Annotated in this window: 9 protein-coding genes; 6 read left to right on the top strand and 3 right to left on the bottom strand. The window is 41.5% G+C overall.

The features are described 5' to 3' along the window. The first annotated feature begins 71 nt into the window (after positions 1 to 71). A complete protein-coding gene (gene cysB, locus QUD85_RS07060; protein WP_093328925.1) occupies positions 72 to 1,046 on the top strand; it encodes an HTH-type transcriptional regulator CysB in 975 nt (324 codons plus the stop codon). An 80-nt stretch (positions 1,047 to 1,126) separates the two neighbouring features. Here cysB and QUD85_RS07065 read toward each other — a convergent pair whose 3' ends face one another. The 3 genes from QUD85_RS07065 to pabB all read right to left on the bottom strand — a co-directional run bounded on the left by QUD85_RS07065 (position 1,127) and on the right by pabB (position 4,593). Next, positions 1,127 to 2,503 carry an L-serine ammonia-lyase gene (locus QUD85_RS07065; protein ID WP_093328923.1) on the bottom strand — a complete coding sequence of 459 codons (1,377 nt, stop codon included), beginning with the start codon at positions 2,501 to 2,503 and terminating at the stop codon, positions 1,127 to 1,129. Positions 2,504 to 2,608: 105 nt separating this feature from the next. Continuing rightward, positions 2,609 to 3,178: a CoA pyrophosphatase gene (locus QUD85_RS07070; RefSeq protein ID WP_093328922.1), complete on the bottom strand. Its 570-nt coding sequence runs from the start codon at positions 3,176 to 3,178 to the stop codon at positions 2,609 to 2,611. An 8-nt stretch (positions 3,179 to 3,186) separates the two neighbouring features. After that, on the bottom strand, positions 3,187 to 4,593 hold the full coding sequence (gene pabB / locus QUD85_RS07075; RefSeq protein WP_093328920.1) for an aminodeoxychorismate synthase component I: 1,407 nt from the start codon (positions 4,591 to 4,593) through the stop codon (positions 3,187 to 3,189). Between the two features lie 209 nt (positions 4,594 to 4,802). Here pabB and QUD85_RS07080 point away from each other — a divergent pair, with 209 nt between their 5' ends. From QUD85_RS07080 to QUD85_RS07100, 5 genes are all read left to right on the top strand, one after another. Beyond that, positions 4,803 to 6,332, top strand: a complete 1,530-nt coding sequence (locus QUD85_RS07080) for a fumarate hydratase (RefSeq protein ID WP_093328919.1) — start codon at positions 4,803 to 4,805, stop codon at positions 6,330 to 6,332. 132 nt (positions 6,333 to 6,464) lie between these two features. Then, positions 6,465 to 7,775 (top strand): DNA recombination protein RmuC, encoded by a 1,311-nt coding sequence (locus QUD85_RS07085; RefSeq protein WP_245732096.1) that lies wholly within the window; start codon positions 6,465 to 6,467, stop codon positions 7,773 to 7,775. A gap of 301 nt (positions 7,776 to 8,076) precedes the next feature. Next, positions 8,077 to 10,437, top strand: a complete 2,361-nt coding sequence (locus QUD85_RS07090; RefSeq protein WP_093328916.1) for a tetratricopeptide repeat protein — start codon at positions 8,077 to 8,079, stop codon at positions 10,435 to 10,437. Between the two features lie 28 nt (positions 10,438 to 10,465). Next, positions 10,466 to 10,924 (top strand): hypothetical protein, encoded by a 459-nt coding sequence (locus QUD85_RS07095; protein WP_093328915.1) that lies wholly within the window; start codon positions 10,466 to 10,468, stop codon positions 10,922 to 10,924. Positions 10,925 to 11,057: 133 nt separating this feature from the next. Beyond that, complete coding sequence (locus tag QUD85_RS07100) at positions 11,058 to 12,194, top strand: GGDEF domain-containing protein (protein WP_093328914.1); 1,137 nt, start codon at positions 11,058 to 11,060, stop codon at positions 12,192 to 12,194. Positions 12,195 to 12,229 lie beyond the last annotated feature (35 nt).

The following is a 12,229-nucleotide window of genomic DNA, read 5'->3' on the forward strand; positions in this document are numbered from 1 at the left end:
TAAAAATCATATGGAATATATTTTCATTTAAGTATATATTTTTGGCATAAGTAAAATAACTCACCAAAATCATGAAACTGCAACAACTGAGATATATCGTAGAAGTTCTCAATAATAACCTTAACGTTTCAGCGACTGCTGAAAGTTTGTTTACCTCGCAACCTGGCATTAGTAAACAAGTTCGTATGTTAGAAGACGAACTTGGTATACAAATTTTTGGTCGTAGTGGTAAGCATTTGACTCATGTTACCTCTGCGGGTCAGGAAGTCATTAATATTGCCACAGAGATATTATCGAAAGTTGAAGCAATCAAAGCTGTTGCGCGTGAACATACCCAGCCAGATGAAGGTAAGCTTCGAATCGCAACCACACATACCCAAGCGCGTTACGCACTGCCAGATATTATTCAGGGCTTTATTAAAAAGTTTCCGAAAGTATCGCTGCATATGTATCAGGGTACACCTACACAAATCAGTGATGCTGCAGCTAAAGGCGAGGCGGATTTCGCTATCGCAACCGAATCATTGCACTTGTACAACGATTTGATCATGCTGCCTTGTTATCACTGGAATCGCAGTATTATCGTGCGTAAAGACCATCCGCTTGCCAAAATGAAAGATATAACTATCGAAGATGTAGCGCAGTATGCGCTTGTGACATACGTGTTCGGTTTCACTGGTCGCTCTGAATTAGATGCAGCGTTTAATAATGCAGGCTTAGAACCTAAAATTGCCTTTACTGCGACGGATGCAGACGTGATCAAAACCTACGTAAGATTAGGCGTGGGTATTGGCGTGATTGCGACCATGGCGGTAGACCCAAGAATAGACAGTGACCTTGTTGTTATCGACGCGAAGCACTTGTTTGCGTCTAGCACGACTAAGATAGGATTTAGACGTGGTACCTTCCTAAGAAGCTACATGTTTGATTTCTTAGAGCGCTTCGCGCCACATTTGACACGTGATAGAGTAACGCGTGCAGTGTTGCTTAAAAACAACAATGAAATCGATGAAATGTTTGAAGGAATAGACTTACCGGTAAGGTAATGCTGTTGCGAACAATAGTAAAAACGGGACCTTAGGTCCCGTTTTTGTTTGCGTATTACGCCATCAAAGAATGTACTTGGTTAACACTCGATAATATTAACCGCTAAACCACCTCTAGAGGTTTCTTTATATTTAGTCTTCATATCGTTACCCGTATCCCACATGGTTTTTATGACCTTATCTAACGATACTTTTTGCTGACCCGTGCCTCTTAACGCTAAGCGTGAAGCGTTGATTGCTTTTACTGCCCCCATTGCATTGCGCTCAATACAAGGGACTTGTACAAGACCGCCTACCGGATCACAGGTTAAGCCTAAATTGTGTTCCATACCTATTTCGGCGGCACATTCTACTTGGCAGGGGCTTCCGCCCATTAATTCGGTAAGTGCACCTGCGGCCATAGAGCAAGCGACACCAACTTCTGCTTGGCAGCCGCCCTCAGCACCCGAAATAGTGGCATTGGTTTTATATAAAATGCCTATCGCTGCAGCGGTTAGTAAATAACGAATACAATCCTCGTCAGTTACCGGTCGGATAAATTTATCGTAGTAACACAGTACCGCTGGAATAATCCCAGCAGCACCATTAGTAGGCGCTGTAACTACTCGAGAACCAGCAGCATTCTCTTCATTAACAGCTAACGCAAACAAGTTGACCCAGTCCATTGCTGTTAGCGGGTCAGCCGTTTTTTCTACGCTTAACGAACGGTACAATGAAGGGGCTCTGCGTTTTACTTTTAAACCGCCAGGCAATATGCCTTCCGTTTTCATACCACGATCAACACAATCGCGCATAGCGTGCCAAATTGAAATAAGTCCGACTCTTATGTCTTCTTCAGAAGCAAGACATTTTTCGTTTTCTAACATAATGGTACTAATGCTTAAGCCTTTAGCATTGGCACAGGTTAATAACTCGTCTGCGCTAGAAAATACGTGTGGACGTTTTACGTTAAGATGCAGTGATAATGCTTTGTCTTTTTCACGATCGAAATCTTCTTCTTTAACAATAAAGCCGCCACCAATTGAATAGTAGGTTTGCTGCATCAATAGGGTATCGTCACGATAAGCAAAAATCGTCATCGCATTAGCATGTGCAGGAAGCGTTTTTCTACGGTGAAAAACAATCGCGCCTTTCTTTGGAAAACTGGTAGCTTTTTCGCCATCAAGCAAGAGTGTTTCTGATTGCTCAACTTGTGCCAAAATAGCGTCAATATGATCGCATGCAATGGTTTCAGGCGTTTCACCAGATAAACCAAGGATGACGGCCTTGCCTGTACCATGGCCAATGCCGGTTTGACCAAGTGAGCCAAACAATTCTGTTTTTACTTGTGTTGTTTCGTCAAACAGTCCTGCTTCTTTTAACTGCTGAGTAAACAATTTTGCTGCGCGCATAGGTCCAACTGTATGGGAGCTGGAGGGGCCTATACCAATAGAAAACATATCAAATACGCTAATCATCGCTTATTCCGAACAAACTACGAAGTTTGTGTTTGCTGTTGTATTATCTTCGGTGAATTCTACTATAAACACTTATATAGTTAAATGCTTAAATGTAAATATAGGTTAGTCTAATTGTGCTATTAAGTCAGCAATGATGGCGGCGGTTGCGCCCCATATGTTGTACTGTTGGTAGGGCATAAAGAGCACGTTGTGGGTTTTCTTGTTGCGTTCAAACGGCACAGCGACGTGATTTGTTCGATCTAGAAAGTGGCTGAAAGGCACGTAAAATACTTCAGCGACTTCATTTGGGTCGATCACTATGGTGGGTTTTTGTTTTAACAATGCGACGATAGGTGAAACAATAAAACCGGTAATGGTATCGTAAGGGGCTAGCTGACCAATGATCTCTATTTTGTCTGCTTCGATGCCAGTTTCTTCTTCAGTTTCCCGCAATGCTGTCGCCACTGAATCAATGTCGCTAGGCTCTACTTTACCGCCAGGAAAGCTAATTTGTCCTGCATGGTGTTTTAAATGCGTTGCTCTTTTGGTTAGCAATAAATGAAGCTGATCGTTTTCTTCGTAAAGCGCAACTAAAACGGCTGCAGGGCGCCTATTGCCTTCGAAGGTAAAGGTCGTTGCTTTTTTTTGTGTAGTTCTGAGTAAAAATTTTTGTTTGAATTCCTGCTTATTCACACGCTAACCTAATCTTCTCGTTGTAGTACAGGCAATATTTTTGCCACTTTATCAAACGTTTCTTGATACTCAGCGTCAAGTTCAGAGTCAGCGACTAGGCCACCACCAGCCCAACAATATAGTATGTTGTTGTCGCATACCAGTGTGCGGATAGAAATATTGGTATCCATATTGCCACAACTTGAAATATAGCCAATAGCACCACAATAGACGCTGCGGCGATGCGGTTCAAGCGCTTCGATAATTTCCATTGCTCTTATTTTTGGGGCGCCGGTAATCGAACCGCCAGGAAAACAGGCCCTAAGTAAATCGGTACAATCTGTGTTTGGCATTAATTTACCGACAACAACACTGACTAAATGATGTACAGCAGGAAAGCTTTCTATCGAAAATAAAGCCGGCACATCGACCGAATGAGGTTCACACACTTTACTAATATCATTCCGTAGCAAATCCACAATCATTAAGTTTTCAGCTCTGTCTTTGCTCGCTTGCTGAAGCGCCTTTGCATTTGCCGCATCTTGAACAGGGTCGCTGTCTCTTGGGCGAGTACCTTTGATGGGTTTAGTTTCTACGTTGCCATTTTCTACCTGTAAAAAGCGTTCTGGAGAAATACTGAGCACACAACCGCTATCTAAGCGAATAAAAGCGCCAAACGGTGCTTTATTCTGTTCTCTAAGGCGCAAATAAGCGGCATATTCATCACCTGCATATTGTGCGCTAAATCGTTGCGCCAGATTAATTTGATAACAATCCCCAGAGCGCAAAAATTGCTGTACTTGCTTAAATTTGTCGGCATATTGTTCAGCACTCATGTTAGATTGCCAAGCAGTGCTAAGGGAAAACTCTCCGCGTTTTGCGCCTTGCTGCACACGTTGCTCAATACGCGCTTGAATATCCGTAATGGCATCACTTGGGGCTAGCAAATAGTATTGCTTAGCGTGTTGATCATACACGATGGCATTACTATAAAATGCAACCGCCATATCTGGCAGGTTAATGTCTCGCTCTGCTATGTTTGGAATGCGTTCGAAACGGCGTCCCAAGTCATAACTAAAATAGCCAACGGCTCCGGTTGTAAAGGGGAGCTCTTGGCATAATATTTCTGTATTAGAAAATAGCTGCTTTCTAATAGTTGCGAGCACTAATAGCGGGTCATCATCGCAATCAAAGGTATCGCCATTTTGCGTTGTGATAGACGTTGTTTTATCTTCAGTGGTAACGGTGACAAGCGGATCCCAAACCATTATTTGATAGCGGCTGTTTACGTGTGCAGCGCTGGAAGAATCTAGCCACATGGACCAAGGGATATGTTGAATATGCGCAAATACTTCTTCACTTGCCAAACCATCAAGTTTGGTGAGCGGTTTTATTGCAATATCAGCTACTGGAGACAGGTGTGAAAATTCATTCATTTATTCGGCGCTGGCCTTAATCTTAAAACTGTGATGGCACATCATGCAATGCTTTGCCCATTCGATCTGGAGCATAGTTTAACACCCTCAAATAAATTTGCTGATGATTGCGCATTAGCCCCTAGCTACCTTACGTAAGGCAAGGTATCATAATGCCAAATTTATAACTTTCAACATGAGATTGAAAGTAAATTAAAAATGAGACAGGTATGAATACGATCAAACAACAGGATTTTATTGATTCTATTGCAGATGCGCTGCAATACATTTCCTATTATCACCCGTTAGACTATATCCAAGCGTTAGAGAAAGCTTACAACAAAGAAGAAAGCCAAGCGGCTAAAGATGCCATTGCACAAATTCTTATAAACTCACGCATGTCAGCTACAGGCAAACGTCCTATTTGCCAAGACACTGGTATTGTGACCTGTTTTGTAAAAATAGGTATGCAAGTACAGTGGGACAAAACAGACATGACGGTGCAACAAATGGTAGATGAAGGCACTCGTCGCGCCTATATGAATCCAGAGAATCCGCTACGAGCGTCAATTGTTGCTGATCCTGCCGGTAAACGTGTTAACACTAAAGATAATACGCCATCTGTTGTTCACATAGATATGGTGGCAGGTGACGAAATTGAAGTTATGGTTGCTGCCAAAGGTGGTGGTAGTGAAAATAAAACTAAAATGGTGATGTTAAACCCAAGTGATTCTATTGCTGACTGGGTTGTAGAAACATTGCCAAAAATGGGGGCAGGTTGGTGTCCACCAGGCATGTTAGGTATAGGCGTGGGTGGCACGGCTGAAAAAGCAGGTGTACTAGCTAAAGAAAGCTTAATGGACCCTGTTGATATTCAAGAACTGATTGATCGTGGTCCACGAGACGCCGAAGAAGAATTACGCTTAGAAATTTATGAAAAAGTAAACAAACTAGGTATTGGAGCACAAGGCTTAGGTGGTTTAACTACAGTTGTTGACGTGAAGATTAAATCGGCACCTACACATGCGGCCTCAAAACCAGTTGTTATGATTCCAAACTGCGCGGCGACGAGACACGTTCACTTTCATTTAAATGGTAGTGGTCCGGCTAACCTCACACCGCCTAAATTGGAAGAGTGGCCAGATATCACCTGGGAAGTTGGTGAGAACGTTCGTCGCGTGAATGTTAACGATCTAACGCCTGCAGATATAGCAGAGTGGAAAACAGGTGAAACTGTATTGCTTTCTGGCAAGATTTTAACGGGTAGAGACGCGGCGCATAAGCGTATTCAGCAATTGCTTGAATCTGGTGAAGGCTTGCCAGAAGGCGTTGACTTTACCAATAAGTTTATTTACTACGTTGGTCCGGTTGACGCAGTAGGTGATGAAGCTGTTGGTCCTGCGGGTCCAACTACTGCAACACGAATGGATAAGTTTACTGACATGATGCTATCGGAAACTGGTTTACTTGGTACCATAGGTAAAGCTGAAAGGGGACCTGCTACAGTTGAAAGCATTAAAAACCATAAATCAGTTTATTTGATGGCGGTAGGTGGTGCAGCCTACTTAGTATCAAAAGCGATAAAAAGCGCTAAAGTCATCGCATTTGAAGATTTAGGTATGGAAGCTATTTACGAATTCGATGTTGAAGATATGCCAGTAACCGTTGCCGTGGACAGTACGGGTGAATCGGCACACGTAACCGGTCCTGCAATATGGCAAGCGAAAATAGAAGAGCTTGATGCTAAAATGCAAAGCTAAAATGAAGACAATGAAAAAGGCGCAATAAGCGCCTTTTTTTATGGCAAAACTCAACCAAGAGCTCTTTTAAAGTTGCGCTATTTTTGCTTTAATAACTGAACATATTTACAGTATAAAAAGAAGACCATGGACATGGCGCTAACTCAGTCTCAGTTTTTTCTCATTGCTTGTATCGCCTTTGCAATTATTTTATTGGTGTTATTAATCACCTTGTTTGCTGCTCGCAAAAACAATCAGTATTTACTCGCGCAACAAAACGACAAAGAAACTCAGTTGCAAGTGTTGCAACAGGCTTTTACTCAACTGCAGCAGACTCAACAATCTATCTTGTCGAGCCAACAAGCGTTAAAACCTGTGGTTGAAAATCAGTTGGCGGATTTAACGATAAAACTTCTAAGACAGGGCAGTGATCAGCAACAGCAACAGCACGCCAATCAAAGTAAGGCGCTTGACCAAATCATTGACCATTTGTCTAAAGCTACGCAAGCAAACCGTGAGGAATTGTCTAAGTCAATGCATGCTAGCAGTGAACAGATGGCGAAACGCATAGACAGCTTAACGCAATCTACGGACAAACGATTACAAGATATTAGTGGTCAAGTCGAAAAACGTTTGGCAGACGGTTTTGAAAAAACCACCAAAACATTTAATGACATTTTAAAGCGTTTGGCACTCATTGATGACGCTCAGAAAAAGATTACGGAGCTATCATCCAATGTTGTTAGCTTACAAGAAGTGTTGGCAGACAAACGCTCTCGCGGTGCTTTTGGCGAGGTCCAACTTAATGCCTTAATTCGTAATGTCTTACCAGAGCAGCATTTCTCTTTGCAGCACACCTTATCGAATAGCAAAATAGCCGACTGCATTTTGTTTTTACCAGAGCCTACAGGTAACGTTGTTATCGACTCAAAATTCCCATTAGAAAGCTTTCGCACGATGACAGATAACAGTTTAGGCGATAGCGATAGGAAGGTGGCTGAACGTCAATTTAAAGCGGATATTAAAAAACACATCAATGATATTAGTGATAAGTACATTATTGAGGGTGAAACAGCCGATGGCGCGATTATGTTTATCCCGGCAGAGGCTATTTTTGCAGAAATTCATGCACATCAGGCTGAACTAGTCGAGTTTGCAAATAACAAACGCGTATGGCTTGCCTCGCCAACCACGTTAATGGCTATTCTTACCACCGCTAGGAGTGTGTTAAAGGACGAGGCGACGCGCAAGCAAATTCATATTATTCAGGCTCACCTTTCAACTTTGTCTGCCGACTTTGGTCGTTTTAGAACGCGCTTTAATAATTTGGCCAAACATATCGACCAAGCAGCGTCGGATGTAAAACAAATTCATACCTCGGCTGACAAGATAAGCTCTCGCTTTGAAAAAATCGAAAAAGTCGAATTAGACAATGACGAAGACAAACCACTAATTGGCGAATAAAGCTAATTTATACGACGGCCCAATGGGCCGTTTTTTATTTGCACATATGCACAATCATTTCTATGCTTTTGTTAATACTAGGGATTGTTGATCTTTGATGTTCTATATTGTTTGAACTATTTTCTCTCCAATTACAGTTTGGAGTGAAAGTGTTTGGGCGTAACAGTCATGGCTAGGTTGGTGTAAGCGCACATCCTCCAAATCAAAAACAAAGGTCAATGCCTCATAGATAAATCAATCAGTTGCTTAACGTAATTGCAAGTCGTATTTGGCAAGCAACGCTGGAAAGAGTAGGAATAAGGTGGCAAAACCTTTACGTATCAACCCAGCGCTTAGAAACGGTTTTAAGTTAGACGATGTTTTGGTCCTGCCAAATGCAGGCACCGTCATTCACGCCGGAAAAAGCGAACATTTAGCACCGAAAGCAATGGAGGTGCTTTTAGTGATGTGCTCAAATCAAGGCGAGCTTATAGCGACGGAAGATTTGTTGTTGTTTGGTTGGGGCAGTAGCACGGCCAATAGGGCAAATCTAACCCATGTAATTAGTGATATTCGACATGCGTTAGATGACCATAAAGAATGTCCTGAGTTTATCCAAACGATTACGCGTAAAGGCTATCGCGTGATAGCGCATTTAGGCAAAATAGATGAAGATGTAAAGAAAGCTGAATTAGAATCACTGCCTGCATCAACTGCCGACACGCCGTGGCGATTTTCCATTGCCTTATTAAAAAATTCTAATTTATTGCAGGTAGCCGCCGCGTTTGTGATAGCCACTTGGCTCATAATCCAGGTAATTTCTATCGTTTTTCCGATATTCAATGTACCGGAATGGGGCTCGCAACTGGTGATGTTGCTTCTGATAGTAGGTTTTCCATTGATTTTGCTTATTGTTTGGTTAAAAGAAATAGGACGCAAACGTCAGTTACTAAAGAAAAACCATAAAAGCTATCGCAAGGCATTCGTTATAAAACAGCTGTCTTTTGAAATTACATTGATAGGTTTACTTTCTGTCATAGGCGGGTTTCTGTCATTTCATTTAGTCGATGATATAAATCTTGACGAAGTAGAGCCAATAGCCGAAATGGAAGTACGCCAAGAGGTCAAAATGAATGATCGCCTGATCATGGTGAGTCCTTTTACTTTTAGTAACGATGAAAGTCTGCCAAGTTATTTTCAAACAACCTTGTACGATGAACTATTACACATTATGTCTCGTCAGCAGGCGTATGATTTTGTCTCTAAACACGCCGTTGAACAGAAAAGCGATGATACGACGTTACTTGCCTACGCCAAAAAACTTGGCGCTAGGTATCTTTTTGATGCTAAGTTCAATGTCAAAGAGGAGCAGTTTACCGCCTTGCTTTCGATGACGGACGTACTTACTGCAAAACAAGTGTGGACCCATAAATTCGACACTCAAGGCGAAAGCCTTTTAAGCAATCAAAATGCTTTGTTTGAAACTATAGGTCATGGATTGTCATATCTATCTAATAGCAGTATTGGCGGCAGTAAGCTCGCATTATCTACGCGCAGTTTTATAGCTTATGAAGCATACATGCGTGGGCAAACAGCGCTCGCTCAACCTAGATCCGACAATGTGCTAAATACAGCCAAAGAACAATTCTTAGAAGCGTTAACTAATGATGCAAACTTTAGTGAAGCTAGGGCGGGGCTTTGTAAAACCTACCTCAATTTATACTCACTGACAAAACAAGTAGAGTACTTTGATACTAGTCGAGCTATTTGCAGTGGTATATCTAATGAAAAAGTGATTGCTGTTGAAGGGGATATCGCCCTCGGCAACTTATATAACATCAGTGGTGATTACGACAAAGCGAAAAACCAATTTTTGAAGGCGCTGAAAGTCAATGATCACAATGTTGAGGCATTAAGGGGTATTTCGGTAGCGTATCAAGAAAGTGGAGAATTTGTTGAGGCGGAGCGGTATATCAATTTAGCTATTAGTGTAGAACCGGGTGATTGGAAAAACTATAGTAGTTTGGGCAAACTCTATATGGATAACAATGCTGTTGATAAAGCGATTAGGACCTTTGAAATAGCTACGATGTTAAAGCCCGATTATGAAGAAGCATATAACGAACTAGGTTACGCTTACTACTATAAAGAAGATATAACGTCTGCTGTTTACAATTGGAAGAAAGCGTTTGATATGAAGCCTAGTTCGAGCTTAGCGTCAAATTTAGGGTCAGCATTGTTCTTAGAAGGGGATTTTGCTGGCGCCGAATCTTATTATCTACAGGCAACGAATATAAGGCCTGCTGATCCTGTTCTTTGGGCTAACTTGGGAGATTCTCAAAAGTATATGAAAAATATAGAACAGGCACATAGCTCGTTTAATAAATCATTAGAGTTAATTGAACAACAATTGCAGGTGAACGATAAAGATTTGAGTTTGAAAAGTTTAAAATCTCGCGTGTTATCAGAGGTGCAAGAATGCAAACAAGCGACAGGTTTGAGCGCAGAGTTAAACGCATTAAATAGCATTGACCCAGTTTTGTACTATGATTTAACCATTGTTGCCTTAAACTGCAACAACACGGAAAGTGCTAAAAACATGATGACTAGAGCCATTGAGCTTGGATATCCAAAAGATTCTTTGGAAAACGACATTCAATTTGAAGCACTTTTTACTAAATAACAAAAAACAATAAATCAAGGATAAACTCATGGAACGTTTAAACGCCCTGCAAGGGGTTTCAATACTACGAGTGTTATCACTGACTATTTTAATGTTGTTGGTTAGTTTTAGCGTTCGCTCGTCCTCAGATGACTTTGTCATCAATTTAACACCTGACGCGAGTGACAGTTGCAAAGTCTCTCTTTCCAATTCAGAAGGAAATGACTGTGATGCGAACCAATGTGGCTCCGATAATGCTTGTATATGTTTGGCAAAAGGAGATCATGTGAAATGGAAAATGCCGGAAGGAAACCACACAAAATTTAAATTGAAATTTACCACTGATAACCCGCTGAAAGACAATTGTGGTAAAAATTTCAAAAAGGATAAGCATAAGTGTGTTGTAAAAAGTGACGTGTCTGTTGGCCAGGTTTTTGTTTATGACGTTGTTATGGAAGGATGTGGACAAGGGACAGACCCTAGGATAATTATCAGAAGTCGAAATTAAATATATTGTTTAAACGGCCGTAAAGGCCGTTTTTTACATTAGGCGATTAAAAACAAAAAGTCGCTATGCTATAGTGCTTTGAAAAATAATTAAAACTAACGAGAATACTCGTTTAAAGTGCTGGTAGTTTCGCATGAATGTCATCTTTCGCCTTAAACCGCTTGTTTTTCATCTTTTCTTTATTGCGCTCGTGGTGTTCGCTATTGAATATAGTGAACATATTTGGACTCAGTATTTTACCGCCGTTAAATCTACTGCGCTGATTCTTACTGGCATAGCCATCATCTTAGCTGTGCAGTTTAACCATAGCCGCTTAGGATGGTTGTCACTTGTATTAGCGCTTTATGCTATAAATCAAGATTATCAATTTCTCGCGCTTTCGTTGGCACAGCAGCAAGTCTTTCTATTGCTATTTCTAGCTTGTATTGCCTTTGTTGCCGACAGAGGCGTGTATTCCATACATACTTTATATCGCGTAGCACTTGTAGCCGCGTTATACGGCGCCAGCTTCTTTTATCCGGCATTGTTATCTTATTTAGGCACAGTGCCGCCATTACCTATGATTGTGTTGGCTGCGCTGGTATTCACTTTGCTTATCGTAAGAACAGCTTTGTCGCCTAATCATAGCCATATGGCGTTTGTTTCTTTGCTCGTGGTGCTAGTATTGCAAGAGATGCACTTTGTGCAACTTGAGCGCTACAGTTTGTTGTTGGTCAGCAGTGTTTATTTTGTAGTGGTAATCTTGATAGAAAGCTATCTTTTGGCCTATCGCGACGAATTAACAAAGATACCAACGCGCAGAGCGTTAAAGCAGTTATCGTTGGCATTGGGTAACAAATATACACTCGCGATGTTAGATATTGACCACTTTAAAAAGTTTAATGATACCTACGGCCATGATATTGGCGACCAAGTATTGAAGTTGGTGGCAACGCAACTCACCAAAGTGCGCGCAGGGGGCAAGTGCTTTAGGTATGGTGGCGAAGAGTTTACAGTGGTGTTTCCAGGTAAAGACAAAGAAATCGCCATTGCTGAACTAGAGCGCTTACGCCAAGCTATTCAAGATTACAAAATGGTAATTCGCCAGCCGGTACGAAAAAGTAAAGATGCGCGTGGAAAAGCAAAAACAAAACAAAAGACAGTGTCGATTACAATTTCAATAGGCGTTTGCCAAAAGGGGGCGAAGCAAACCTTTGATCAAGTCATGAAGGTTGCTGATGAAGCCTTGTATAGAGCCAAGAAAAAAGGGCGAAACAAGGTAAGCGAATAGTAAAAAAAACCAGCCATCAGGCTGGTTTTTTATTG

This window comes from Thalassotalea agarivorans (genome assembly GCF_030295955.1).
Classification (GTDB): Bacteria; Pseudomonadota; Gammaproteobacteria; order Enterobacterales; family Alteromonadaceae; genus Thalassotalea_D; species Thalassotalea_D agarivorans.

What these genes read in the sequence shown, in the direction of transcription:
- cysB (WP_093328925.1), top strand. Translation starts at nt 72, where the DNA reads ATGAAACTGCAACAACTGAGATATATCGTAGAAGTTCTCAATAATAAC.
- QUD85_RS07065 (WP_093328923.1), bottom strand. Translation starts at nt 2,503, where the DNA reads ATGATTAGCGTATTTGATATGTTTTCTATTGGTATAGGCCCCTCCAGC.
- pabB (WP_093328920.1), bottom strand. Translation starts at nt 4,593, where the DNA reads ATGAATGAATTTTCACACCTGTCTCCAGTAGCTGATATTGCAATAAAA.
- QUD85_RS07080 (WP_093328919.1), top strand. Translation starts at nt 4,803, where the DNA reads ATGAATACGATCAAACAACAGGATTTTATTGATTCTATTGCAGATGCG.
- QUD85_RS07085 (WP_245732096.1), top strand. Translation starts at nt 6,465, where the DNA reads ATGGCGCTAACTCAGTCTCAGTTTTTTCTCATTGCTTGTATCGCCTTT.
- QUD85_RS07095 (WP_093328915.1), top strand. Translation starts at nt 10,466, where the DNA reads ATGGAACGTTTAAACGCCCTGCAAGGGGTTTCAATACTACGAGTGTTA.
- QUD85_RS07100 (WP_093328914.1), top strand. Translation starts at nt 11,058, where the DNA reads ATGAATGTCATCTTTCGCCTTAAACCGCTTGTTTTTCATCTTTTCTTT.